The organism is Vibrio sp. 1580, from assembly GCF_033340055.1.
The window spans coordinates 417,585-444,038 of sequence record NZ_JAWOVT010000003.1 but is presented as its reverse complement, the minus strand read 5'-3'; the positions used below and the strand labels follow the sequence as shown (position 1 = coordinate 444,038).

Sequence of the window (26,454 nt, the reverse complement as noted above, 5' to 3'; positions counted from 1 at the left end):
CAACAGCAACAGCAACAGCAACAGCAACAGCAACAGCAACAGCAACAGCAACAGCAACAGCAACAGCAACAGCAACAGCAACAAAAGTCTCAAAACGAAGGGAAAGAAGCGCAAGGACAACAGTCACAAAATCAGCAAGATTCTGAAAATAAAAAAGAAAAACAAAAAACGGAACAACATCAACCGCAACGAGATGACAAGCAAGTGAAGGATCAAGGTGAACCAATACAGGCTAAAGCGCATCCCGAAAAAATGCATCAGGATGATCCTGAGTTCCGTCGACTAGAAGCAGTAGAAAGTGCTCGCGACCCAAGCTTTTTGATCCGTGCGCAAATGCAACTTCAAGCGCAACAAAAACAACCTCCACAACAATCTCAAAAGGAGTGGTAAGCCTGTGATGAACAAAGGCGTAAAACTGGTCTTTATTTTTGTGGCCAGCCTAATATCCAGTTTCTCGGTGATGGCACAGACACTTCAAGCTAGTGTGAATAAAACACAAGTAGCCAAGAATGAAGTGATTAACCTCAGAATCATTTCAGATACTGAGCTCAGCTCAGACTCAATCGACTTCAATGTTCTAGAGAAAGACTTCTTCTTGGGTCAACCTCGTTATGGCCGCTCTAGCAATAACATTAACGGAAGAAAATCAGTGCGTACCGAGTGGAGTATCTCAATTGCACCAATGAAAGAAGGTGTTCTGACTATTCCAAGTTTTTCCGCTGATGGTATGAGAACGGAGCCGATCAAACTGCGTGTCAACGCGAGCCAAACAGACCCCAATCTTGATGATCTATTTAGCTTCAATATTACGGTCGACAACAGTACGCTCTACCCTCAGCAATCTGCAACATTACGTATACAGCTTCTAATTAAAGCGGACACTCGACGCCTAGATAACCCGCAAATAGTACCTCCGCAGATTGAAGGCATGAAGCTTGAGGCACTGGGTGGCTTACAACAAAGACAGAAGATCTTAAATGGGTTAGAAGTAGCGGTCATAGAGCAGTCGTTTCGCTTAACGGCCAATCAACCAGGCACTTATACCTTGATAGGTCCTAAACTGACCGGTTCTTATATTTATGGCGACAGCTTGACGGGCTCAACCAAAATAATGCCTATCAACACCAAAGCGGAACGCATGCCAATCACGGTCAAACCGATTCCGAGCGAATTTAAAGGTGAATGGCTTCCTGCTTCAGCGTTAGAAATGACACAGAGCTGGCAAGACGATCAAGGTAATCTACTGTCGACTAACGCGATCAACACAGTAAAACAAGGCTCTTCACTCACTCGAACCATTCAAGTTAAGGCTCGCGGTACACAAGCCGAATATCTGCCACGAGTCAATATTAGTTACCCGAGTTCACTGCGCGTGTATCCCGAACAACCTAAGTTCGATAGCGCGAGAGATGGCACCGTTACCATGACGGTGAAGCAAGTCATTATTCCTACAGAGGCCGGGAAATATACCTTACCAGGATACGACTTGAACTGGTGGGACAGTCAAAATGATGAAGCGAAGAAAACAACGTTACCAGAGCTAACATTAGACGTAGAGAAAAATGACACTGGGCTAATCACGTTGCCGGAATCGCCTCTTTCAGCGCCTTTAGTGTCAGCCCCTAGTCCTGAATCAAGCGGCGATGTAAACAGTCTCTGGCGAACATTAACCTTTGTTTTCCTAGGGCTTTGGATAATGACATTGGGAATCGCTATTTGGGCATGGAAAAAGCGGTCAATAACAGCGAGTGGAACGGTTTCAAATACTGAACAACCACTTTGCATCGACGCGCTAAAAAAAGTCATCGAAGAGGGCGATGCTGCGAAAATTGAACGCTCTGTAAATGAGTATTTAACCACTCATCAAGACAGGCTAAACCCTGGCGACGTACAAGCAATTAAGCAAGAGCTTAATGCCATGAATCAAGCGTATTTTAGTGCTAACCAACAACCTTGGAGCCCTGATTCGCTGCTAGCGAAAATTCAAAACCTTGGCAAAGCAAACGTAACAAAAACCGACCACCAGCTCGAAAAGCTATAAATAACTAGATAACAATGGCAGCTCTCATGAGCTGCCAATTCTCTTATCCGGCCAAATTTGCTTTAGCGGTTTTATCTAGAGCACCAACCGCCGCCCCCTTCCCTATCAAGTTGCTCTTATGAACATCACTCACTCAACAAACACTTGGGGCTCGTATTCGTATCGCCTTACACAATTTCGCCCATGATTCTTCGCTTGATAGAGTGCCTTATCCGACAACTGATATAAATGGTCGAAATTAAAGTCTTTGCCTTTCGCTTTATAACAGGAGTAACCGACTGAAACGGTAAGTAACTCCCCTTCTGGGTTATGTCGATGCTTTATCCCCTCGCCCTCGATGCACTGACGAATGCACTCTGCTCTCAGTCGAACCTCCTCTTGCTCAGAACCAATCATGAGCAATGCAAACTCCTCACCTCCGATACGGCAAAAAACTTCATCTTCACCTTTGGTATGATGATCCAAGATATAGCCAATTCGCATCAATGCGATATCGCCTTCGAGATGACCATAGTGATTATTGAATAAGCCAAAATGGTCAATATCAATCAGGATCAGGCCAAACGACATGTCGTCTTCATACTCTAGGGCACAATATTTTTGCATCACATGTTCTAACATGCGGCGATTACCAAGACGCGTCAAAGGATCGAGCTTAGAAAGTACCTCAAGCTGTCGATTGGCTTCCTCTAACTCTTTTGTTCGGTTCTGAACCTCCAGCTCTAAGTTTTCGTTTAGTTCGCGAATCGCCTCTTGAGCTTGAGTACGTTGCAATACTTCAGCTAAGCTGGACGCGAACATACGAATCACTTCACGTAACTGAGAAGTTAAGGGCGCACGTGTCAGCAAATTATCAACAGCGATAAAGGCGATAGGACCACTGCTATTTGAAGTCAATACCGTCATCGCAGCCCAACCAAAGCCAACAATATTACAGTCATGATAAATAGGCACTGATTCTTCAAATGCGACTTCGTTTGGCATTGAGCGAGCCAGATTTATAAGAGAGAAATCTTGGGTTTCGCCAAAGAAGTAAGATTCATCCACCACATTACCTTGAATATCGGTACCCCACGTTCCTTGCATGTAAGAGCAATTTTCATCAGTTAAAAACACCGCCATTCGATCAATACCAAGATTTTTAATGGCGAAAGTGACGGCCGATTTGCATACTCCACTGACAGTAGTGCAACGTGATAACTCAACCATGCTTGAATGCAGCATGCGTACGTTTTGTTCTTGGCGCTTACGAATGTAAATTTGAGAGAAGAGTGAACCAAACGAGTCCAACATCTGTTTTTGATATGCCGTTATCGGCTTACGATGAATAAAGTTATCTAGCGCGAACCACCCAAACGGTTCATTGCCATCGCGTAAAATCAACATCGCATTCCAGCCCTGCCCGATGACCTTGCCTGCTGTGTATATTGGCGCGTCTTCTACAATAACTAAGTTGCTCTCGAGGCTAGATAACGCGGTGATATACTCCTCGCTAAGTTGGTGTAAATCGTATTGTGTGTGAAATTCATCAATCGTAATTCCTGACTCATCCGTACCGTATGTACCACTGAAGCTGCGCTTTTTCATATCGAGAAGCATCAGTGTAGAGCGATCAAACCCAAGTCGTTCACGTAACGCTTCGACGGCTTTGTAGTACAAGTCCTTTAAAGAATCAGGGTTAGAGATTTCGAGTGCAACTTGCTGAACTAACTTCATATTTTCGATAAAGCGCTCGCGTTGGCTAATCTCATCAACATATTGCGCTTCACGAATATCTCTGTGCCTGATCTCTTTCGAGGCATTTTTTTCAGCACGAATACATTGCCAACGCGCCGCTGCGAGCTGCATTGCGTCGTAACTTTCTTCATAGATATTATGTGCTGTGCGAGCATGTACAGATTGAATCAGTAGGTAGGTACGTTTGATAGGCGTGTTGTCGAGCATCATGATGTAACTATCACCGCCTAAATCTCGGGTGTGATTCCAGTTACAAGTGTTGATCGCCAGAGGTATGATGCTTTCAGAGGTGTCAAACTGACTTGCCCACTCCCAGAATGTCTCAGGATAGTTTTGGGTTGGGTAAAGCTCTCCGCGAGAGAAGCTCATCGAATGACGAGGGTTAATTGAAGGATCTTCAAAAATAGCGAGGGCTTGAGGGGAGAACAGACTCTCTAAATGATCAAAGATTGCCTCCGCTAGCAACCGATGGTCCCTCGTTGAAGACACTTTTCTTGTAAAACTTCTTAAACTCACCCTACCAACCTAATCTACTTTTTTATCCTCGATAAAAAACTACTTAGGCCATGATATGCAATCAATACGTTCAAATTTGAGCTGTTAAGTCATTCGCAAAATTATCAGACTTAGTGTTACATTCGAGAGCTCTTCAGCACTTTTAAAGCCATGTTTCACATAAGTTACATGCTTTATAAACTGGGGAGGAAAGTTGTACTTATTTACAAGATTTTTGTGTTGGTAGATGTTTTAAGCCTACGACTTAAAAAGAAAAAGGCCCCTCATCAAGAGGGGCAAAGTTACCATCGCTTATAGTTATTTAGTTATGCTTGTAAATACGGTGGATTAACCGAAATCACCATTTACGTAGCCTTGAGTACGGTCGTCTTGAGGGTTGCTAAAGATCACTTGCGTATCGTTGTGCTCAACCAGTTCACCCATTAGGAAAAACGCAGTGCGGTCAGAGATACGACGCGCCTGTTGCATTGAGTGAGTCACGATAACGATGGTGTAGTTCTTCTTTAGCTCTTCCATCAGTTCTTCGATTTTGTGTGTCGCAATTGGGTCAAGTGCCGACGTTGGCTCATCCATCAGAATCACATCCGGCTCCATCGCGATTGTACGTGCAATACATAAACGTTGCTGCTGACCACCAGAAAGACCGAATGCGTGTGATTTAAGGCGATCTTTCACCTCATCCCAAAGTGCAGCACCGCGCAGCGAACGCTCTACCACTTCATCAATTGTCTTTTTGTCTTTGATACCTTGAGCACGTAAGCCGTAAGCCACGTTCTCGTAAATGCTCATCGGGAATGGGTTTGGCTTTTGGAATACCATGCCGACTTTGATGCGAAGGTCAGCAACATCAATGTTGCCGTAAATATCTTCGCCGTCCATCGCCAATTTACCTGTAATTTTCACGCCTTCGATTAGATCATTCATTCGGTTCAAACAGCGTAGAAGCGTTGATTTTCCGCAACCTGACGGGCCGATAAGTGCAGTTACTTGGCGAACTGGAATTGGTAAGTTGATCGATTTCAGTGCTTGGTTGTCACCGTAGAATAGGTCTAGGTTTTCAATATCAAATTTGTTCATTGTCTTAATCTCTTAATTCTTGAATTCGTGTCTTTTAACGTGCGTTCTTAATTAGTGTTGTTAGTAAGTTGCGGTGTTAAAACGTCTAGCAATCAGTTTCGTTACCATGTTGATCAAGAGAACAACTACGATAAGCACTGTTGCCGTACCGTAAGCCTGATTCCATTCTTCAACGGTAAACAGTTCGGTAGTCAGTTTGTATAGGTGAACGGTTAGCGTACGACCTGAATCCAATAAAGAGTCCGGAATACGTGCAACCATACCTGCTGTCAGGAATACTGGAGCAGACTCACCAATGACACGACCAATACTTAGAATGACCGAGGTTAAGATACCTGGCATTGCACTCGGAAGAATCAAACGCCAGATAGTGTAAATCTTAGAAGCACCGAGGCCATAAGAGCCTTCACGGTAAGTTTGTGGCACTGCCATCAGCGCTTCTTCCGTTGTACGGATGATCACTGGCAGGATTAGGATACTTAGCGTCAATGCACCCGACAGAATCGAGAAGCCAAGGCCAAGAATCGCCACGAAGAAAGTCATACCAAACAGGCCGAAAATGATCGACGGGATACCCGCCAATGACTCGGTACAGAATCGGATGATTTTCACCAAACGACTGCCCACTTTCGCGTATTCGGTCAAGTAGATTGCCGTCATGATACCGAGTGGCGCTGCCACTGCGATAGAAGCGATAACCATGTAAATGGTCGCCACAATCATTGGGAAGATACCATGCTCTTCACCTGTACGCGTATAGTTATCAGTAATGAAGTTCCAATCTACGTGTTGTAGACCGTTTGATAGGATGTACCAGATAATCCAGAACAAAAAACCTACCGTTAGTGCTGCCGAGATCCAGACAAATGCGTTAAAGACATTATCTTTGAACTGGCGTGCTTTTTTCAGTTTTGCGCGATCCATAATAGTCACCTTTAACGAGCGATTACTTCGCTTTTTCTCGGTTTAGGTACAGTAGTACAGCGTTCAACGACATGATGAAGACCAGAAGTACTACACCTGTAGCGTAAAGTGCGTTCGCGTGAACACCACTTGCGTAAGACATTTCAATAGCGATGTTTGCAGTTAGTGTACGAGCCGAATCCAAGATGCCTTCTGGCATTGCCGGCGCGTTACCCATAACCATGATAATCGCCATGGTCTCACCCAACGCACGACCGATACCCAGTATCACACCTGTCATGATGCCTGAGCGAGCCGCTGGAACGAGCAACTTAAAGATGGTGTAGATTTTCGATGCGCCCAGTGCCAAAGAACCTTCTTTATAAGTACGAGGGACAGCGCGAATAGACGTTTCAGAAACCGTAATTACTGTTGGTAGAATCATCACACCAAGAACAATAATACCGGCCAAGATAGTGTTACCTGCAGGTACATCAAATACTTTCTGAATCAATGGAACGATAATAACCAGACCGAAGAAACCGTAGACCACTGAAGGAATACCGGCTAGCAGCTCAACCGCTGGACGGATGATGTCTGCTAATCGCTTTGGTGCGATTTCAGCGATAAAAATGGCGGTCAGAACACCAATTGGAACCCCAACAATGACAGCACCAGCCGTCGATACGATAGATGCCACAATCATGGTGGCGACACCGTAAAGCGCAGGTGGTAACCAGTTTTGTCCTAAGACAATGCCCGATACGCCTGCTTCTTGGAATGCCGGAATACTCTCTCGAACGATGAAGTATGCAATAACGGCCAATGAAACAATGCCGATTACGGCACTCGTTAGGAACAAGCCGTGGAAGATGCGCTCTTTCCAGTCTACACGACGCTTCTCGCGTAGGCCTGACTTGCTGATAGCTCTAGCGTCAGTATTCATAAGCTTTTCACTATTTGTTGCGATGGTCATTTAAAAATCTCACGGTTCTGGGCAATGCCGTTGAACACAATGGATAGAAAAGGCTCAGCCCGAAACGTTGGGCTGAGCAAACTTTAGAGTCCCGATGGGATTAGTTAACTGAGATGTAACCTTTTTGGTCAACTAGCGCTTGCGCTTCATCAGTTAGCATCCAGTCTAGGAATTTTTGCGTTTCTGTTGATGGCTTGCCTTCTTTGTAAAGAACAAGGAATGGACGCGCTACTTTGTAAGAACCGTTTTTAACGTTAGCTACCGTTGCATCAACGCCGTCGATTGCTAGCGCATTAACAGTGTTGTCTACAGTACCAAGAGAAATGTAGCCGATTGCGTATGGGTTAGATGCAACCATTGTTTTCAGTGCGCCGTTACCGTTTGCAACTTGAGCACGTTGAGAGATAGCTGATACCTTCTTACCAGAAATCTTCATTTTTAGAGACATGATGTCTTCAAATGCGCCACGAGTACCAGAAGCTGTGTCACGAGTAATGGCTACGATTGGCTTGTCTGCACCACCGACTTCTTTCCAGTTTGATACTTCGCCTTTGTAGATTGCAGTCACTTGCTCGGCTGTTAGACCTGGCAGTTTGTTTTGTGGGTTGACAACCACTGCGATACCATCACGAGCAACCACTTCTTCGATTAGTGTTGATTCTTTTTCAGAGTCTTTTAGATTACGAGAAGACATACCAAGGTCTGCTGAACCATTTTTCGCTGCTTTTACACCAGCTGAAGAACCAGGACCTTGAACTTCGATAAATACGTTAGGGTTCTTCTTCATGTACGTTTCAGAGAAAACTTCCATCAGTGGAGTTACGCTGCTAGAACCCACTGCAGAGATAGTTTCTTTAGCAGAAACAGGAGTCACTGCCATTGCGCCTAGAAGTGCGATTGCACCGATTACTGTCTTTTTCATCACAATTTCCTTAAGTGGCTTTATTGCCGTTGTGTTTCACTTGAACGGTGCTCACTTTAGAATTTGAATATGACAGTTGTGTTTCACTTAGTTGAACCCTCTATGACACGTTGTCATTTCTAACTATTAATTCCGCGACTTATCCCTCTCTCAATTTGAACGTAACGTTTTTATAAGTTGCCTCATGTTCAAGATGATAACCCCATCGATTTTGGTACATTTCATAACAATTAGATATGAGTAACTCATTGATTTGGCAAATATAACAATTAAAATCGAAATGCTTATTTATAAAAAAGATAATAATTAAACCGATAGAGGGTCAATCTCATGCGTCAATTTCTTAGTACGCTTTCTATTAAACTTCAGGTTTTTCTGCCTGTTCTATTCACAGTTATATTACTCATCATTGGACTGAGTGTCGGAATCGGTAAACTCGATCAAGCATTCAATAAGGTTTCGGCTTCCACCCATAAGCTAATCATTCACAAAGAGGAACTTAGCGGCATCGTAGACAACACTTACGCCATGCGCATCAAAGCCATTTATAGTCTATTTAGAGCCGAAGATGTTCAGTCTCTCAACCAAGAGCTTTCTGAGCGACAAAACAAAAACCGCGATTTTCTTAACTCCATCGACAATCTCCCTGGCGTTCAAAATGAAGTCAATGCTATGCGTAAGGCCATGAATCACTATGTTGATTTCACTCGCGTTACCATGACACCTCTGCTCACCACTAAACACTCTTCTGATTACACCACCTCTGATTTCAATCAAAAGTACGAATCTACAATGGCTGAGTATCGATTAGCTGGCGAAGCGATGATCAACGCCATCGACAAACTATCTAAACAATTGAATCAAATCGTCACCGATGAAGTCGAAACGAATGGCGAACAACATTCAACCACGCTAACTTACAGCGCCGTCTCGCTTGCGGTGATCTTGAGTGCCGCTTCACTTATTAGTTGGGTACTCGCCAGCTACATCGTTGCGCCGATTCGTAACCTTCAAGTAACGATGCAGGAAGTCGCGAAGGGAAACCTACTAGTTAAGGCCGAAGCCATCGGGAAAAACGAAGTGTCTCAGCTGGCTCGAGATGTAAACCAGACCATAGAAAAACTGCGTGAAACTGTAAGCGCATTGGTTCGCATTAGTGAAGATGTGGCATCAGCATCAACCGAGTTAGCAACTGTTATGACTCAAAGCAGCGTCAACTCGGATCAAGAAAAGCAAGAAGTTGAGCAAGTAGCCTCGGCGATCAATCAGCTAGAGTCGACCGCAGCTGAAGTATCGACCAATGCACAAGAAGCCGATAGTGCATCAAATCAAGCACGTACGTTAACCTCACAAAGTATAAGCATGTTTGGGGAAAGCACTCGCGCAAGTGAAAAGATGGCGGAACAACTTAACGAAGCCGCTGCCGTCGTAACTTCGCTAAAAGATCAATCAGAACACATTGGTCGCGTGATCGAAGTGATTGAAGGTATTTCTGAGCAAACGAATCTACTTGCACTGAATGCAGCGATTGAAGCTGCACGAGCGGGCGAAAGTGGCAGAGGCTTTGCGGTAGTGGCCGATGAAGTACGTATGCTGGCAGCGCGAACTCAGGAGTCCACCAAAGAGATCCAAACCATTATAGAAGAGCTACAGCAACAATCTGGTCACGCAAATGAAAGTATGCATTTCAGCTTAGCGATGTTGTCAGACAACCAAGCTCTGACACAAGAAGTTAGCCAATCACTTGCTAATATCAGTAATGCTATCGCCGATCTGAACTCAATCAACACTCAAGTTGCGACCGCATCAGAAGAGCAGAAGCAGGTCACGGCTGATATCAACAACAACTTAACGAACATCTATGAACTAGTGAGCCAGAACGTCACTGGTATCACTCAATCAGCCGCGGCAGCGCAAGAGTTGTCTGGTTTAGCAGAAAACCAAAAACATCAGCTTAAGCAGTTCCAAGTTTAAATTCTCTGCTCAACACGATAAGTTCCAAAGGTTAGAAAAGAAAAAGCTCCGCACTGGCGGAGCTTATTTTAAAGGCAAAGCTATCAACCCTTATTAACGTAATAATTATTATTCATCTGTCACTAACAAGAGAGAACTTTTGAAACTTGAGTTTAACGGATCTCTATTGAAAACCTCACCATTAGTCGTATCAAAAGTTGCAACATGCTTACCGTCGCCATTAGGTGTGTTGCTCCAGACATAACGCCCTAGAACATCATCTCCATCTGTCAGACTATAGCCGCTAGCAAACCCTGTACTATTTATGGCTGGGCTGTGGCAAGCTCGCTCAGTTAGAGATACTAGCTCTTTGATATTTGCTAGTCGCCAATTTTTTTTGTCAGCAAAATTGTGAAGAGGATGGTTGCCGTCCTTATTACGAATTTGTTTGGCTGTGGAGAGAGCGAGTTGCCATGACATTGTAGATCGCGTCCCCTGGCATTCTTGGTTTCCTACATTCCATGTCATACCAACTGGACAGCGCATCCATGTTAGACCTGTTTTCAGGTCAGTTACGGTACCGCTCTCAGAATATGTATAACGCGTGTTAGGTGCCGTTTTAGCAAAGTCAGTAGAACACTCTTGTGCAGCTATTGCAGTTTGAGAAGCCAAAGTAAGAGATAGTACAGTTATTAATTTCTTCATCTTATTGCCCCTTAACTGCGACTAGACGGATTGGGAATTGGTAAGAATCATCGGCACCCGCACTTGTGTTGCTTGATCGAATCTCGACGTATGAAATAGTGCCTCTATCTTTGCCCCGGGAGACAATCGCAGGGAAATAAATCTCGCCATCAATAAGTTGTGATGATGCATTCGTAAACTTAAAGTCGCTATGCCAAAACGCACCATATCCTAAATAAGGGCTACCTATGGTTTGCTGTGGAAAGTATTTAACATTAAAACCATAGACGTTGTATTTTGCATATTCATCGTTCGGAGCAAACAGTGTTTGTTCACCAAAGTCTAGTAAGTCATAAGTCTCACGGTAAGTAGGCAAGCGCCAACCAGTGATTCCACATAACGATTGTTTGTTTATGTACTCAACATATTGGCTAGTGGTACAAACTTCATCACCAGCGTCTTTACAACCTGCAAGCTCTACATCTTTGCTAAATGGCTTAAATGCTTCAGACTCAAACGCAAACAGGCGATCTTTAAATTGAACCGAGCTCGCATCCGCACTCTTATTTTCCCAAACAAGACCAGTACGTTCGTCCATAGTACAAGCCCACTCAGTCGCATCTGCAGCTAAAGCTGCACCTTGTGAATCTAGCTTAACGAACTTAAAGCCAGCGCCTGTCGACGTTTGCTTGTCCTCTTTGTCGAAGCCGTATTCCGCATCTTGACCAGGGTAAGACGCTTGAACCTCTGCTACGTCTGCTGCTCCTTCAGCAAAATAAAGAACGGCGCCCGTATCGTTACTACCAACCGTTTGTTCAGCAACCGCTACAATTTCTTCAGCAAATGCACTTACTTCCGCTTCAGACAGAAGATCAGAGGCCAATGATTTACCCTGGAAGCTAAGGCTTTGAGCAAGCAGCGCTACGCCTTGGGTCATTTGTTGTGGCTGCATCGCAGCTAATAGCACAACCGTGTTTTGCTCTAGCTTGTCTAGCTCGCTAGCTTCTGCGTTAGACATCACCGTACCAGAAAGAGAAACGCCGGCATCGGCGAGTTGCGCTTTCACAATCTCTTCAGCTTGAGCAACGGTTTTACCGTCAATTACAAGACCCGCGAGCAACGTTGTTACACCATTGACCGTGTTACCCGTTGCTAAATTTTGACCCGGAGCCGCAAGACGCAACGTTTGGTTTGAACCTTGATCAACTTGAGCAAGAATGGTGCTGGTTAGTACGTTTTTGTCGCTTGAAGTCAGGCTAAATTTACCGGCATTATCCGTTTTAGCACTCGGTTCAGTGGAATCACAAACGTAGTTTTGGTTTAAATCGATACATACTGGCGTATCAAGAAGTGTACCTGCAGAAACGATGGTGCCAGCTACATCATAGGTCGGTGCCGACGTGTCACCACCAGAACCTCCGCCACAGCCAGCAAGGGCTAGTGACATAGCAACGAAAGAATATTGAAACTTCATAGATTTTATCTTCTTTTGATTTTAATTAACGAGAGCGAATCACTCTCACCATTGAAAGCAGGAAAAGTCCTAACAAGGTCCAAGGCGAACCACTGCCACCTGAACCACCGCCACTGCTTTCTTTAGTGGTATCAGCACTACACTGATACTGAGCAAAGTGACTCACACCCCACTCTTTCAACACCCCAGAGTTCCCTGACACGCGGTCAGACACTTCGAGACGCCAAGTACCCCAACTCGGTTGACCGACAAGTGCTTGTAACTCCTCGTCATACTGAGCGGTGAAGTAACCTTTAAATCCTTTGGTATTGCTTGATTGATGGCTAAGTAGCACGACCGATTTGCCTTGTGGAGACACTAGCGTCACTTGCAGATCTTGCAGTGAGTCATGTTCGATGTTCAGGTAAACCGCAAACGAATCATCAATCGTGCGTGACTTGTCCGATAGCGTCTGAGAGAACAGTCTGTCGCCCTGTTCCGGCAAAGCGGAGTTCACTGGTTGAGGCTGGATATCGAGCTCTGGCGTACCATTAACCAGCGCCACCTTTTCACTCCACTGGTGAGTCTTTAGGCCTTCAGAAAATTGATAATCCAATGAAATAGAGGAATCGAATTGCGTGCCACATGTTAGACCGCTTGGTAACGCCACCTTCATTGAGGTCGAGTCAGAAAGCGTTTCATCAAAATCGAAAACAGATGCGTTGTTTAGCTGCCATTGCCCTTTGATGCTCGCTTCACGGCCAGTTTGGCTCAGACTCAAACCAACGTCTTGACCTTGTGCGATGTATCGAGCGTCATAGCGAACACGAAGAGGCGCTTTAAGTAAGTTGTGTCTGTTGAAGCTGTCCGTCAGGAATTGGGCGTAGTCTTTATTTGGGAACAAGATGTTTGCGGCAAACACGGTCGACTCCGCCAGATCATGCATTTTCACGCCACGACCAATGCCGTACATGCCTTCAAGAACAATGGCGTCAAACTCGCGGAACACCCTATCGGTATCATCACCGTATCGTTCAACCGATGCTTTAAGCGCTTGAAACAGCGGCGTTGACCATAGCTCGTCACCTAGTTCACCGCCCACACTGACGTGCGCTGGATACTCTGAGCTTTCGAAGTAACGTGCTCTTTGGTTCCATAAGCTACGAGTTGTTTTGCGTGTTCCGAACACACCGTCCCAGTTGAACACCGTATCTAGCTCGAACTCTTGACCACGACGCGAAGCATCCAAATATTGAATGCGGTAGCTCGCGCTGCCCGCCCAGTAATCAGCAAAACCCTCTGCGATAGCACCAGTGTGACCGTACGCCCAATCCGGTACGATTTGGTAATGAATGCCATGCCCAAGCTCGTGTATCACCACATCAGCATCAACTGCATCCGGAGAAACACCACCGACACCTAGCATGAGTGCTTTCGGACCGTAATAGTAAGTAGAGTTATCTTTTGATAAACCGCGAGCGTCAAAACGAAGCGGTTCGTCAAACAAGTCGTAAGTCAGGCTTGTCAGATATTGGATCGAGCTATCAAGATGATAAAAAGCCATCAACTGTGGGAACGCATTGTCACCAAACTCGGTGCTTTGCATCTCATCAACACTGTCAAACGCTTGAACTCCTTCTGCGCTGAGAAAGTCCAACGTATCAAGCACAGGTGCTTCACCAGGTGCTGGGGCTGCAAATAAACCCGTCGCATCCACTTGCTTTAATCTTGGGTTAGAGAGATAGAACTTACCTCCCGACTTTAAAACCTCAATCGACTTGGTGACGTACTCGATCGGCTGAGGGTAATCGGACAGTGCTGACCACGTCGATTCTGGTGCCGCTTGCTGTTGCATGGTGCGAAGATCTGGGTTGAATAAAGAAACCTCAACATCAACCAGACTTCCAGAGCTCAGAGCAGGTGGCTCTTGTGCTTGCAGTTGGCGAGGCGATTCCAATTCCATTGCAACCGTTGGTTTACCGTTGCGAATGATCGTATCTTCAAGGCTCTTAAACACTCGCACAACGTGATGATTTTTATCGGTTGTTACTACTAGGGCACGCTGTGCTTGATATTCACCGTTTACCCAAACATCAAAATTGTAATGCTCACCAAGCTGAGACTGGGTTTTGTAACGGAACTTAAACTCGCCCGTTTCTGAGTAGTGGCTGTCTAGATAAGTTTTCGCTTGCGCTTCATTCGTTACCACAGAGTCCGTTGCGGGATAATCCCACTCTGCAGCCTGCGCCGCAGGGGTACAAGCAATAAGTAGTGAAAACGCCAATGGTTTTAGCTTCATGATTTCGTCCTAGAATTCGTATTTTGCATTTAGCGTGAAGTAGCGCCCAGGCTCAGTTGAGTAACGCTTACTTTCCTCAGCGATACCCGCTACGTCCTGGTATCGGATGTACTCTTTGTCGAACAAGTTGACGATGTTTGCGCTAACACGAAGGTCTTTGGAAACGTAGTAAGTTGCGCCAAGATCAAACGTATTCCACGCGCTTGTCTGAGCACACTCTGTCGCTAGACCAAGCGTGGTCTGGCATTTAGGAACGCGATCCATGGCAGCGGCCCAGTTCCAAGCCACGTAAGCGTTGAAGTCTTGGTTGGCGTATTTCAGTTGAGCGTTACCTTCGAATGGCGTAATGCTTCGAACGTATTCGCCTTCCGCGTCTTTGCCATCTACGTAGCCAAACTTAGTGCTGATATCCCATTGTTTGGTGAGCGCGTAACCCGCAGAAAGCTCTGCGCCATAAGTCTCTACGCCATCAAGGTTTTGGTACTGTTTGATGTAATTACCAGTGCTTGAATCAAAGCCTGTGGTCACAACATCGATGAAGTTTTCAAACTTGTTGTAGAACACAGACGCATAGACATACGCACGACCGTTATCGAACTTGTTACCGATTTCAAATGAGTCGGAAGTTTCAGCTTCTAGATCCATGTTTGGTGCAATGACAAACGGCGTGAGCGGCACAAAGTCGTGGCTTACGAAGCCATACGCTTTATCGTATTCCGGAGCACGGTAACCATGGTTATAAGATACATAAGCAATGTTGTTGGCAAACATTTCACGAGAAACCGACAGGCTTGGAGATACCTCTGAGCTATCCATGTCTTTTAATGGGAAGCCGCCCACTTCACCCGCACCGTCTGGCGTGAGACGGTGCGCATCAAAGCGTAGGCCACCTGTGATGGTCCATTTATCCAGTTCCACCATGTCTCGAACGTACAAACCAATGTTATAAGCACGAGCAGGAGCGAAAGGTTGTTTGGTCGAAGGTGTTACTCCGTTCCAATCAATCTTGGAGTCGCTATCTGTGCGTTCGTAATAGTCTGTAGAAAGCTCAACACCGTAAGCCAATTGGTGCTCAGCATTTGCTGCATAAATCGTATTGGTGAAATCGCCACGGAAGCCAATTGTTTCGTCAATGAAGGTTTTGTGTTCCAGCTCGCGACGCTTGGTGATCAAACCATTGTGATCCACTTGGCGCATTAAACGGTTGGTGTCTTCCACCACTTCGGTGTGACGCCAGTAAACTTTGGTATCCAACTCTTCGAACCAAGTTGGATTAATCGGAGTCACCTCTGCACCAATATAAGCGCTGTACTCTTCTGTGGTTTCATCCTCAGCAAAGTCTTCAATATGCCAAATTCCATCAGGTTGAATGGACGGTGAACCCTCCAAACGCTCTTGGTTCTGGGTGTAGAGTTCCGCTTTGGCTTTCAACATCACCTCTTCATTGAAAAAGTGGTTGATCGTATAAGCACCGCTGTAACCATCGAGATCGCGGTTATACAAATCTTCATCAAAGTTACGTGTCTCTTGTCCTTGCCAGTATGAAACGTTAAACAAACTCTCTGTGTCACCGGAACGGAAAGCTAGATTACTCGTGCCTTTGTACTTGTTGCTGATATCGGTGTAAGTACCGGAAACATCGGTGTAAAAGTCTTTGTCTTTTAAGAAATCACCCGGCTGACTGGATTCTAAAATCACCACACCGCCGATCGCTCCAGAGCCATGCACCGAAGAACTTGCCCCTTTAATGATTTGCAGCGATTCAAAATTGGATAAATCAAAAGTATCTCGCCCAACTGCATCATTAATGTCATTCGCACCGAAGCCATCCGCAGAACGAATGCCATCACGAACGATCATAATGCGGTTACCCGTCATACCACGGATGGTAATGTTTTGCGGACGTCCTGCACCGCCCGTCACGCTTACACCAGGTTCGTTACGCAGCACGTCATATAGCTCGGTCTCGCCTCTTTCTTCGATTTGCTCGTTTGTGATAACCGCGACACTACCTGCCACTTTTGACAATGGCTGATCGATTTTATTGGCGGTTACCACCACCTCTTCCATTGAGAAAACCTTAGATTCGGCGTGCACTTGACTGGCAGCAAGTACCAAAAGTACTGCCGCTGACACTGGGGTAAGCTTCATTTACTGCTCCGCTTTAGATGTTTTAATGAGTGATAGTAGAAATGCGTATTCTTTTGCTTGTTGTTCTTGCGCTTGTCGTGGGTCCATTTGGTGGCCCGAATTAAAATCAGTTTGCAACAAGTACGGCCCGTTGCGCTCACTTAACGCTGAAACTTTAGCGAGATACTTTGCGCCTTCCCAATATGGCACGCGCTGATCGATTAAACCGACTTGAACCAACATGGGTGGGTAAGCGTCTTTATGGATATTGAAAATCGGATCGTACGCCTTCATTAACGCCAATTGTTCAGGTTTGGTTGGGTTACCCCATTCGCCATACTGCTGTGTGGTAAGCGGAAGTGAGGTATCCGACATACTTGCAACCACATCAACAAAAGGCACTTTAAGTACGACACCTGAAAACAATTTAGGATCTTGATTAACCGCTCCGGCCACCAACGTACCACCAGCACTAGAACCGATGGCGAAAACCTCTCTATTGCCACGTTCGAATGTTTGCAGCGCCTTCGCGGCCGCGACAAAATCACCAATAGAATTGGCTTTTCGCACACCACGGCCTTGCTCGTGCCATTCATCGCCAAAGTACCCACCGCCACGGACATGGGCGATAGCGTAAATCACACCTTGGTCGAGTAAACTGATAACCTGAGGCATAAAGTACGGTTTCATCGTAAAACCATACGCGCCGTAACCGTAAATCAACACAGGAGATTGTGGGTGCAATTTGTCTTTGCGATACGCCAAAGAGACCGGGACAGAAACGCCGTCGTGCTTAATAAAAATACGTTGGGTTACATAACGCTGACTATCAAAGTCTTGGTAAGCATCTTGAGAGTACAAGGATTTATTCAGCGTTTTTACATCGAACTCTTCCCACTGAGGAGGCGTAGTCATCGACATGCTTCGGATACGAATTTTGTTTGATTCAAAATCGCCCAACGTGCTTAGCCAAGCGACATTACCATCGTGTTCCAATGGCAGTATCACTTTTTCCTGACCTTGGTAAGAATACACCGTCAAAGTCGACACATTGTTTGGCTTGCTAAGTGCCACAACTCCTGCATCATAAAGGTAGAACTGTTCAAGCGGCTCACGAGGATTGGTGAAGCGTTGCCATGTTGCGCCAAGCGGTGCGAGTTCGGCTTGGTAAAGGGCGAACTTTCCTTCAAAGTTGCTTTTCAGATAAATGTAACCTTTCGCCACATCCGCGTAATATTCCACACCCACTTCAGGCTTTCGCAATGAATCTGAGACAGTGCCCGTTTCTAGATCGACAAGCTTCTGCTCTGTTGTTGACTCGTTGTTGCTTTGCAGCACAGCATAACGGCTATCTGCCGCACGATAGAAAGAAAGTAACCAATCTGACTTGGGTTCATTCCATAGGACTGTTTTTGCCAAAGATTCAGTGGAGATACGTAAGATCTGATGAGGTCGCTGAGTGCGCTTTTCTTTTGCAACGAGGAATGCCACTTTCCCGTTAGGTGACAACAATACGCCACTATCGACGTGCGTCGCCAGTTCCGTAGATTGGCCGGAGAGTAAATCAACAACCACAGCACGATATTGTTCGCTACCGTCGATATCTTCCGTGAAAAGGAGCGTGTCACCATTCACTTGCCATTGACCAAGTTGGTAGTACTGATGCGCAGATTGTCGTTCATCGAAATCGAACACCACGTTTTCTGGTGCATGTTGACTCGCACGGGATAATAGTAAGTAACGACCATCGCGACGCGTTAGCGTCCACTCTCTTCCACTCATGATCGACCATGGCTTATCACCTTTGTCTGCCACCATGGTATCCCACTGCGTGAGTAGGTTTTTTGTCAACGTCTGATAACTTTTTTGGTGCTGTTCAGTTTTGTGGTTTTGTTCTGTTAGGTAGGTAAGAACTCGCTCATCTTTACGAGCATCATCTCGAAGCCAGTTGAAATCATCAGCAGCAAAGCCAGAACTAGAGGTAATTATGAGCCCTAAAAAAACATGAGTAAATTTCATATAGAGAGCGAATTCATTTATAGGATTAATACAATGGCGCGTATTCTGCCCTTAAATAAAAATGAGATCAATTATCATTTTCATAATCATGTGAGATTTTTATCTAGTGTGTGAGGAAAAACGTTTGCTTTGACCGAGGTAATAAAACTTAATAACTTCCTAAATTAGCGTTCTATGCTGTTTATATACAACCAGACAAATATAAAAGCTGACAAACGAGTGAGTATGGAAAGACGCTATTTCACCTAGCGACAGACATAAAAAATCCGAGTGCGAACACTCGGATTTTTAAGAACTAAAATCAATGGGAAACTACAGCAGCTTTTACTCTTCAGAGCTCGGTGCCGCTGGTTTTTTCTTAGGGATGAAGACATCATCACCCACAGATACGTTTTTGTAGAAGCTCTTGTCACGCTTAGCTGGTTTTTTCGCCGACTTTTTCGCTTGAGGGCGAGCTTTCTTTGCGGTCGCTTTCTTATTGCGAAAATCTGGTTTAGGTGGCTTAAGGCCTTTAAACTTACCTTTCAAATCTTCGAACACTGAAAACTCAAGATCTTGTTGTAGGTATGCTTCTACACGTTTAAAGCTATCCCAGTCTTTTGGACCAACAAGAGAGATTGCATCCCCTTTGTTTCCAGCACGACCAGTACGACCAACTCGGTGTACGTATTCTTCGGTATGCTTTGGCATATCGAAGTTGATGACGTGTGTCACAGTTGCAATATCCAAACCGCGGGAAGCAACATCAGTCGTTACAAGGATCTTAAACACTGCGCGCTCAAACTGACTCATAATGGTGTTACGTTGAGTCTGGTTCAAGTTACCACTTAGTGCTACAGCCTTCAGTTTCTTTTCGTTCAGCTTTTCTGTTAGTCGCTCAGTATCATCACGCGTTGCCGTAAAGATAATAACTTGACGGTATTCAGCCTCAGAAAGAACACGATCTAAAATTGCCTCTTTATGATCTAGGTGATCACACAAGTAAAATTTTTGCGTGATATCTTTATGCTCTTCGTTAGAAACGCCGATAGCAATTCGCTTTGGCGCATTGAGCATTTCAGCCGCGATTTCATTGACGTCTGCATGATCTAATGTCGCAGAGAACATCAACGTTTGACGACGACGATGCTTGGCTGCTTTATGAATGCGACGAAGCTCTGGTGCAAAACCCAAATCCAACATGCGGTCTGCTTCGTCAAGAATCAGCGTTTCCAAACCATCCAGATAAAGCGAACGATGATCTAAGTGATCAGCCAAACGTCCTGGTGTCGCCACGATAAATTTCGGGTAACGACGCAGAGCTTTTACTTGATCGTTAAAGTTCTCACCACCCAAAATCAGTGCTGCTTCATAAGATAGGCCAGCTAGCATAGAACGAAGCTCACCATATACTTGTTTCGCTAGCTCACGAGTAGGAGCAAGGATTACCGCGCGAGGGTCTTTCGCAGAAAACGATTTTGTCTTTAAAGACTTATGAAGCATTGGCAATACAAACGCCAAAGTCTTGCCCGAACCTGTTTTCGAAGATGCCAATAGATCCTTGCCTGCAATCGCAACAGGAATCGCCTGCTGCTGAATGTCAGTCGCTTTTTTAAAATCGTAGTGTTTTAGGTTCTTCAACAATCGGTTGTCTAGGCCTAGATCTTTAAATTGCAAAGTATTCTCCAATAAATCAGTCAGCGTCTGAGCGCTCTGTAGTGTCGTTTCCGCTCTAACGCAGCAAAAAAATAAAGCTCGGTATAATACCGCAAATCATAGGAGTATAGATAGAGATCACACAAACTAATTCCCTGTGGTAACGGTAAAACATCATTTGTGGCTCAGTTCAGAGTAAAGACTAGCCTTTTTGATGAGCAGCTGGACAGGAAGTTTAGAGAAAAGCCGTTCAAATATGCCTTCTATCCATCAACAAAACGACTTAAATAGCAGTTATTTGGGCCAATAAACTTTCATTTGTGTCAATATCGTCTAAATTATTGATATCAGGAACGTGGCAAATACACCTGCTATGAAAACTGTTGTGAGAACGAAATAAAGGATAGGTAGTTAAACTTTGTTAAGTTCAGGTAAAAGTTGACGTCAGGTACTCCATGAAATTCTTGGGTTTTTTTGACTTTTGCTACATCATGTACTGATAAAATGTAACCACATTTAACCTCGCTACTGTATAAAATAATAGTTGGTGGCGAGACTTTCACTATAAGCAAGGAGTTCTTATATGAACAAAACGTTGATCGCAGCTGCAGCAACTTCAGTACTTCTACTAGCCGGTTGTGCTTCTTCTGATGACGCAGCTACAGCAAATGCAGCAAAATTAGACGAACTAAGCAACCAAGTTAGCCAACTAAGCCAAGACGTACAAGCTCTTCAATCTGACGTTCAAAAATCAGGCGCAGCAGCAATGGCTGCTCAAGAAGAAGCTGAGCGTGCTAACGAGCGTATCGATAACATCGCTCAGTCTTACACTAAGTAAGATTTAATACCGCGTCTTAACGCCCGTTAAGGCGCGGTTATTTCGATAGGAACCCCATTCTGTGCAGCGATTGCTGCTTTAGCCTTCACGTTTTTCATACCGAATTCATCCAACCACCACTTTAACTCTTTCGGCACTTTGAGTTCATCTTTCTCGCCATTACTACGAGTCAAAGGCTCATGTGCTTCTAAGAACACACTTCTGTCAGGCTCAAGTGTCATTTTGATAGGCTGGTTAATGATGTTAACGTCTTCACCGTTACGAACCTTGTCAAATAACCACTCAATGTCACTTGGGTCCATACGAATACAACCCGCGCTGACCCGCATACCAATCCCAAAGTCCTTGTTGGTACCATGAATTAGGTATTCGCCATTCCCGTAAGCTAAACGCAATGCAAACATACCAAGTGGATTATCAGGCCCCGCAGGAACAACGGCTGGTAGGTCAATGCCCTTTGCTTTGTACTCGGCACGAATAGAGGCTGGAGGAGTCCATGTAGGGTTCGGTCGTTTTTGGCTGATACGCGTTGTCATTACTGGGGTATCGCGCCCTATTCGGCCAATTCCGACAGGAAATACATGGACAATATCCTCTCCTTTCGGAAAGTAATATAAGCGCAGCTCGGCTAGATTAATAACGATACCTTTATAAGGTACGTCTGGGAGGATTAGTTGTGTCGGAATAGTAAGAACATGCCCCTCTTCTGGTAAGAAGGGATCCACGCCTTTGTTTGCGGCCATTAAACCTAGCATACCCACATCGTAGAGCTTAGCGATATTTGCCATGGTTTCGCCTTCTTGCACGACGTGGTTTTCAAGGCGACCAATTAAACGGCTTCCATCCTCTGGTAATTCGTACATCTTAGCGAATGATAGACCACTCACTAAAGATAACGACACAGATAGCAGGGTACGTTTTGCGAAACTCATTGATCGCTTTTTGCTAAGCATTTCACTCTATTCCTTGGCACTTTTAAAGAGCTGTAAGGTTATCTCTCTTTCTGTCTTGTGATCAACCATCGGCTTGTGATATTCCAGTAAAGAAAAGCCCTCCCAAGTCCAAGGTTTATGGATGTATTTGTTCGGTACACTTTTGATTTCTGGTACCCAGTGGCGCACAAATTCACCATTAGCATCGAACTTTTCGCCTTGGCTTATCGGGTTGAAAATACGAAAGTATGGCTGCCCGTCACAGCCCGTAGAAGCAGACCATTGCCAGCCACCATTGTTCGCTGCAAAATCGCCGTCCACCAGCTTACTCATGAAGTACGCTTCTCCCCATCGCCAATCAATATGTAAGTCCTTGGTAAGAAAGCTCGCGACAATCATACGTAATCGATTGTGCATCCAACCTGTTTGATTGAGCTGACGCATTGCTGCATCAACGACTGGGTATCCTGTTGTTCCTGTCTTCCATCGCTCAAAGGCCTTCTCATCATAGGACCACTGGATTTTATCCTCCCAATCGATAAATCCTTTGCCTTTGACGAGTTTTGGTTCGAAAACCAATAGGTGCTGATAAAACTCACGCCAAATGATCTCACTTAACCAAGTTGCTTTCCCTTCTGTAAGGTCATTTTGTTGATTTTCAGCATACAAACGAGCAATACACTGCCTTGGTGATAGCGCGCCAATCGCAAGGTATGGAGACAGTTGGCTAGTGCCATCAATAGCTGGAAAGTCTCGCTCGCTTTGATACGCGTCACTGCGCTCCCGTGCAAATTCCCTAAGCTGCTTCAAAATATCATTAGTCGAAGCCAGCCAGTCTTCACTGGATTCTCGAGGATAGCTAAATGTGAAGCTTGAATTAAATCGAGCCGACTCTAATTGTTCGAGTACCTTTTTATTGAGTGGCGCTTGCTCGTGAGGTTTTACTACCGTCGGCATATGGAACTGCGTTAACCAAGCACGCTTGAATGGCGTAAACACCTTAAAATATTCGCCTTGCTTATTAAGAACCGTCGTTGGCGCGTGCACACATTTGTCATGAAACAGTTCAAATTCGATATCGTGAGAAGCTAACGCTTCACTTACTTGTGTATCGAGCTCTCGTTCGTTCACCTCATAGTGAATGTTTGCCATGACAGACGTGGCTTCAAGTGTTTCCGCCCACCCACTAATCACATCTGTACAATCGGAAAACGACGGCACCTCTTTGTACAAAAAGGGAATATTAAGGCTTTCAAGCTCCTCGTTAAGACAAGCTAAGCGACGAGCAATGAGGTCTGCCTGCATCGGCGCCATATGATGCTCCCGCCACTGCTCTGGCGTCGCGATAAAGCAAGCGACGACAGGCTGACCTGAATCCAATGCCGCTTTGAGTGCCGTGTGGTCTAACGTACGTAAGTCACGTCGAAACCATACTAAAATCATGGTAGCTCCTATCTTTTGTCTACTAAGTTAGGTGTAATTTCTCTATCACTTCAGAGCACCCCATCCGATCACCTAACTGTGCGTGAAGCATTTTGATGGACGCTACTTGTTTAGCAGCTAGCGCTTTGTTGGAGAAAAGGTAGATAAACGAACCATTTTCAACGACCTCGTGATCTAGTAGACCAGAAACATCATCAACCTTATCGATCAAAGTCGTGTGATACCCTTGTTCGCAAAGCTTCGCTGCTTGAATCCAACTCTCAGACTCTCTGTTTTGTTCAAAGCTAATGAGCAGACACTTTCCTTTGGAAGCGGCTTTGTTTTCAGAATCGATAACAAGGGCAAGTCGAGTGATCAAACAAGTCTGAAATAACCCTACTTGTAAAGATCGCAGCGATCCTTTCACCATGTCTAGCGCATCAAATACTGGGCTAATAAACTGATCAATAACGAGTTTTAGTGGATACTCTTTAAGAACAGAGGCAAGTAAACTCTCTGCTTTTCCTCGATTCAGGGTAGACAGCGCAAGCAGCATGTTTTCAACTTCTTCGAGTGTGCGAACCTCGTTTTTGACTTCGACATCGGCGCTTTTTCCTAGCAGCCCCTTCACTTTACCAATCGAAATCCCCTTCGCGAGCCAGCTCTGGACTTCGCGAATCGTATCGAGATCTTGCTGGCTATAAAGTCTGTGTCCTTTTTCAGTTCGCTGAGGTTGGATCAAGTTGTATCTTCGTTGCCAAGCTCTCAGCGTAACTGGTTTTACACCCGTGATTTCTGCGACATCTCGGATCGCGTATAGTTTTTCTTCTGAACTACAAACCATAGCGTAATCTCATCTCCTGCGGATACGGTTCTAAAAACTTCTGTTTTGCTAAATATTCGTCTGGGTAAGTATTTAAGTAATGCTTAATCAATGTAAGTGGTGCTAGCAGAGGCAGCATTCCGATACGGTAGTCGTGAATCACTGTCGCTAACTCTTCTTTTTCTTCTTTAGTTAGTGAGCGTTTGAAGTACCCTTGTAAATGCATCAACACATTTGTGTTATTTTTGCGGCTAGCCCGATTCGTTAACGCCTTCATCAGTCCTAAACGATACTCTTGGTAAAAGTCTTCAATTTCATAATTAGCGACATCGGCAACTAAGCGGCCAAGGGATCGGTATGACTCTGGGTGGTGTGCCATTAACGTCAGTTTGTAGCGCGAATGAAAGTCGATGATTTTGCCACGAGTAGGCTCACCATCCATCGAGTCGTAAAAGTCATTTAGACAAAATACTCGAGTAATAAAATTTTCTTTCAATACAGGGTCGTTAAGTCTGCCATCCTCTTCAACAGGCAACCAAGGCATTTTTTGCATCAATGTTTGTGTATACAAGCCAACACCTTCTTTCGCAGCACTGTTCTTGCTGTAAACCTTGACTCGCTCCATGCCACAAGTTGGTGACTTGGCACAAACGATGTAACCACAAAGCTGCTCGCTTTGAAGTTCATCTACTTTATTGGCCGAGTAAGTGAGCATATTGTCGGTATGATCATTTTCTGGATTTTTGGTTTCAACCAATGCAACACGCTCTTCATTAGAAACAAGACGAATGGTTGGACGGGGTACTGGCATACCTACGCCGACTTCAGGGCATACCGAAACAAAGTCAAAATACGGGCTGAGCTCTTTAGTCACAAAGTTGCTCACCTTATGACCAGAGTCAAAACGCACTCGTTCACCCAAAACACACGAACTGATACCTACTTTGATTGAAGATTCCATGATGACGCATCCCTATACAAAAAGTTTTGTTGTATAACTTATAGCAAGCCTTTCCAGATTGTACAAGAAAATAAGTTGTACAATTTAATCGTTTTACTTCACTCGAAAGTATTTCGATCAACCAGCTTTCAGAAAAAAGTTTGGCCCAAAAACAAAGAATTTGTGCGCGCAATCGACAAACTGCTCAAAAGCAAATCGATTGCTCTTTTAGTTTCAACAGATTTAGTTATCAATAGGAGTTGCAGTTTCTAAATGCGTGGTTTTTGTGACTAAGCTCTCAAGGGGCTACTGTACGTCCCGATATTATTGCCTCAACGAAAACGAACAAGTTCAACAGAATTGGTAATAGCGTTCTATAATAGAGGCGTTTTATCAAAACAAAACTTTGGAGAGCACTTATGGCAACCCCACACATTAACGCACAACCAGGTGATTTCGCTGAAACAGTTCTAATGCCAGGCGACCCGTTGCGCGCTAAATACATCGCTGAAACGTTCCTAGAAGATGTGAAACAAGTTTGTGACGTTCGCAACATGTTCGGCTTTACTGGCACTTATAAAGGCAAAAAAGTTTCTGTAATGGGCCACGGCATGGGTATCCCGTCTTGCTGTATCTACGTACACGAGCTAATCGCTGAATACGGCGTGAAAAACGTTATCCGTGTAGGTAGCTGTGGTGCAGTACGTGACGACGTGAAACTAATGGACGTTGTTATCGGTATGGGTGCTTCTACAGACTCTAAAGTTAACCGTATCCGTTTCAACAACCACGATTTCGCAGCAATCGCTGATTACGGTCTTCTAGAAGAAGCAGTTAACCAAGCGCGCGCTCAGGAAGTGCCTGTAAAAGTAGGTAACGTATTCTCTGCAGACCTGTTCTACACACCAGAAGCAGACATCTTCGAGAAGATGGAAAAACTAGGCATCCTAGGTGTAGACATGGAAGCGGCTGGTATCTACGGCGTAGCAGCTGACCTAGGCGCGAAAGCACTGACTATCCTGACAGTTTCTGACCACATCATCCGTGGTGAAAAACTAAGCTCAGAAGAGCGTCAGAAGTCGTTCAACGACATGATGAAAGTTGCACTAGAAACTGCAATCAACATCTAAGAACAAATAGTAAGTAATAATTTG

At 44.9% G+C, this 26,454-nt stretch carries 19 protein-coding genes and 1 pseudogene; 5 read left to right on the top strand and 15 right to left on the bottom strand.

The window, feature by feature from the left end:
* Positions 1-390, top strand: a pseudogene (locus R7093_RS07280) (hypothetical protein); the annotation flags it as partial.
* Positions 391-394: 4 nt separating this feature from the next.
* Positions 395-2,041 (top strand): BatD family protein, encoded by a 1,647-nt coding sequence (locus R7093_RS07275; RefSeq protein ID WP_213899111.1) that lies wholly within the window; start codon positions 395-397, stop codon positions 2,039-2,041.
* Between the two features lie 129 nt (positions 2,042-2,170).
* Here R7093_RS07275 and R7093_RS07270 read toward each other — a convergent pair whose 3' ends face one another.
* From R7093_RS07270 to R7093_RS07250, 5 genes are all read right to left on the bottom strand, one after another.
* Entirely contained in the window at positions 2,171-4,294 is a 2,124-nt protein-coding gene (locus R7093_RS07270) for a GGDEF domain-containing protein (protein WP_049812045.1), read from the bottom strand.
* 327 nt (positions 4,295-4,621) lie between these two features.
* Positions 4,622-5,371, bottom strand: coding sequence for a phosphate ABC transporter ATP-binding protein PstB (gene pstB, locus R7093_RS07265; protein ID WP_005375156.1), 750 nt, complete (start codon positions 5,369-5,371; stop codon positions 4,622-4,624).
* A 60-nt stretch (positions 5,372-5,431) separates the two neighbouring features.
* The gene (gene pstA / locus R7093_RS07260) at positions 5,432-6,295 is read right to left on the bottom strand and encodes a phosphate ABC transporter permease PstA (protein WP_005383923.1); all 864 of its coding nucleotides are present in this window, start codon (positions 6,293-6,295) and stop codon (positions 5,432-5,434) included.
* Positions 6,296-6,317: 22 nt separating this feature from the next.
* Positions 6,318-7,250: a phosphate ABC transporter permease subunit PstC gene (gene pstC, locus R7093_RS07255; protein ID WP_005375154.1), complete on the bottom strand. Its 933-nt coding sequence runs from the start codon at positions 7,248-7,250 to the stop codon at positions 6,318-6,320.
* Between the two features lie 100 nt (positions 7,251-7,350).
* Positions 7,351-8,172: a phosphate ABC transporter substrate-binding protein gene (locus tag R7093_RS07250; protein ID WP_005375153.1), complete on the bottom strand. Its 822-nt coding sequence runs from the start codon at positions 8,170-8,172 to the stop codon at positions 7,351-7,353.
* A 330-nt stretch (positions 8,173-8,502) separates the two neighbouring features.
* Between R7093_RS07250 and R7093_RS07245 the strand changes: the two genes are divergently transcribed.
* Entirely contained in the window at positions 8,503-10,146 is a 1,644-nt protein-coding gene (locus R7093_RS07245) for a methyl-accepting chemotaxis protein (RefSeq protein ID WP_017635422.1), read from the top strand.
* Positions 10,147-10,254: 108 nt separating this feature from the next.
* Here the strand turns inward: R7093_RS07245 and R7093_RS07240 are convergent, their stop codons facing one another.
* The 6 genes from R7093_RS07240 to R7093_RS07215 form a co-directional block, all read right to left on the bottom strand.
* The gene (locus R7093_RS07240; protein WP_017635423.1) at positions 10,255-10,830 is read right to left on the bottom strand and encodes a DUF1566 domain-containing protein; all 576 of its coding nucleotides are present in this window, start codon (positions 10,828-10,830) and stop codon (positions 10,255-10,257) included.
* A 1-nt stretch (position 10,831) separates the two neighbouring features.
* On the bottom strand, positions 10,832-12,283 hold the full coding sequence (locus tag R7093_RS07235) for a DUF1566 domain-containing protein (protein ID WP_047104502.1): 1,452 nt from the start codon (positions 12,281-12,283) through the stop codon (positions 10,832-10,834).
* Positions 12,284-12,308: 25 nt separating this feature from the next.
* Positions 12,309-14,561, bottom strand: coding sequence for a proprotein convertase P-domain-containing protein (locus tag R7093_RS07230; protein WP_318146578.1), 2,253 nt, complete (start codon positions 14,559-14,561; stop codon positions 12,309-12,311).
* 9 nt (positions 14,562-14,570) lie between these two features.
* Positions 14,571-16,712 (bottom strand): TonB-dependent hemoglobin/transferrin/lactoferrin family receptor, encoded by a 2,142-nt coding sequence (locus R7093_RS07225; protein ID WP_033906727.1) that lies wholly within the window; start codon positions 16,710-16,712, stop codon positions 14,571-14,573.
* Positions 16,713-18,710, bottom strand: coding sequence for a prolyl oligopeptidase family serine peptidase (locus R7093_RS07220; protein WP_047104508.1), 1,998 nt, complete (start codon positions 18,708-18,710; stop codon positions 16,713-16,715).
* A gap of 324 nt (positions 18,711-19,034) precedes the next feature.
* Entirely contained in the window at positions 19,035-20,378 is a 1,344-nt protein-coding gene (locus R7093_RS07215; RefSeq protein WP_005383932.1) for a DEAD/DEAH box helicase, read from the bottom strand.
* A 550-nt stretch (positions 20,379-20,928) separates the two neighbouring features.
* Here R7093_RS07215 and R7093_RS07210 point away from each other — a divergent pair.
* Positions 20,929-21,183: an Lpp/OprI family alanine-zipper lipoprotein gene (locus R7093_RS07210; protein ID WP_005375145.1), complete on the top strand. Its 255-nt coding sequence runs from the start codon at positions 20,929-20,931 to the stop codon at positions 21,181-21,183.
* Positions 21,184-21,209: 26 nt separating this feature from the next.
* On the opposite strand, the gene R7093_RS07205 is transcribed toward R7093_RS07210, so the two are convergent.
* From R7093_RS07205 to R7093_RS07190, 4 genes are read right to left on the bottom strand one after another with little or no spacing between them, the layout of a single operon-like run.
* Positions 21,210-22,136 (bottom strand): L,D-transpeptidase family protein, encoded by a 927-nt coding sequence (locus tag R7093_RS07205; protein WP_025768560.1) that lies wholly within the window; start codon positions 22,134-22,136, stop codon positions 21,210-21,212.
* Positions 22,137-22,142: 6 nt separating this feature from the next.
* Positions 22,143-23,558, bottom strand: coding sequence for a deoxyribodipyrimidine photo-lyase (gene phrB, locus R7093_RS07200; protein ID WP_047104510.1), 1,416 nt, complete (start codon positions 23,556-23,558; stop codon positions 22,143-22,145).
* Between the two features lie 22 nt (positions 23,559-23,580).
* Positions 23,581-24,381 carry a MerR family transcriptional regulator gene (locus tag R7093_RS07195; RefSeq protein WP_047104512.1) on the bottom strand — a complete coding sequence of 267 codons (801 nt, stop codon included), beginning with the start codon at positions 24,379-24,381 and terminating at the stop codon, positions 23,581-23,583.
* A complete protein-coding gene (locus R7093_RS07190; RefSeq protein ID WP_005375141.1) occupies positions 24,371-25,321 on the bottom strand; it encodes a YbgA family protein in 951 nt (316 codons plus the stop codon). Before R7093_RS07190 ends, R7093_RS07195 begins: the two co-directional genes overlap by 11 nt.
* 398 nt (positions 25,322-25,719) lie before the next feature.
* Between R7093_RS07190 and deoD the strand changes: the two genes are divergently transcribed.
* Complete coding sequence (gene deoD, locus R7093_RS07185) at positions 25,720-26,430, top strand: purine-nucleoside phosphorylase (protein WP_005375140.1); 711 nt, start codon at positions 25,720-25,722, stop codon at positions 26,428-26,430.
* The last annotated feature ends 24 nt before the right edge of the window (positions 26,431-26,454 follow it).

Coding starts and splice junctions, on each gene's coding strand:
- pstB (WP_005375156.1), bottom strand. CDS start 5,371: ATGAACAAATTTGATATTGAAAACCTAGACCTATTCTACGGTGACAAC.
- pstA (WP_005383923.1), bottom strand. CDS start 6,295: ATGGATCGCGCAAAACTGAAAAAAGCACGCCAGTTCAAAGATAATGTC.
- pstC (WP_005375154.1), bottom strand. CDS start 7,250: ATGACCATCGCAACAAATAGTGAAAAGCTTATGAATACTGACGCTAGA.
- R7093_RS07250 (WP_005375153.1), bottom strand. CDS start 8,172: ATGAAAAAGACAGTAATCGGTGCAATCGCACTTCTAGGCGCAATGGCA.
- R7093_RS07245 (WP_017635422.1), top strand. CDS start 8,503: ATGCGTCAATTTCTTAGTACGCTTTCTATTAAACTTCAGGTTTTTCTG.
- R7093_RS07240 (WP_017635423.1), bottom strand. CDS start 10,830: ATGAAGAAATTAATAACTGTACTATCTCTTACTTTGGCTTCTCAAACT.
- R7093_RS07235 (WP_047104502.1), bottom strand. CDS start 12,283: ATGAAGTTTCAATATTCTTTCGTTGCTATGTCACTAGCCCTTGCTGGC.
- R7093_RS07230 (WP_318146578.1), bottom strand. CDS start 14,561: ATGAAGCTAAAACCATTGGCGTTTTCACTACTTATTGCTTGTACCCCT.
- R7093_RS07225 (WP_033906727.1), bottom strand. CDS start 16,712: ATGAAGCTTACCCCAGTGTCAGCGGCAGTACTTTTGGTACTTGCTGCC.
- R7093_RS07220 (WP_047104508.1), bottom strand. CDS start 18,710: ATGAAATTTACTCATGTTTTTTTAGGGCTCATAATTACCTCTAGTTCT.
- R7093_RS07210 (WP_005375145.1), top strand. CDS start 20,929: ATGAACAAAACGTTGATCGCAGCTGCAGCAACTTCAGTACTTCTACTA.
- R7093_RS07205 (WP_025768560.1), bottom strand. CDS start 22,136: ATGCTTAGCAAAAAGCGATCAATGAGTTTCGCAAAACGTACCCTGCTA.
- phrB (WP_047104510.1), bottom strand. CDS start 23,558: ATGATTTTAGTATGGTTTCGACGTGACTTACGTACGTTAGACCACACG.
- R7093_RS07195 (WP_047104512.1), bottom strand. CDS start 24,381: ATGGTTTGTAGTTCAGAAGAAAAACTATACGCGATCCGAGATGTCGCA.
- R7093_RS07190 (WP_005375141.1), bottom strand. CDS start 25,321: ATGGAATCTTCAATCAAAGTAGGTATCAGTTCGTGTGTTTTGGGTGAA.
- deoD (WP_005375140.1), top strand. CDS start 25,720: ATGGCAACCCCACACATTAACGCACAACCAGGTGATTTCGCTGAAACA.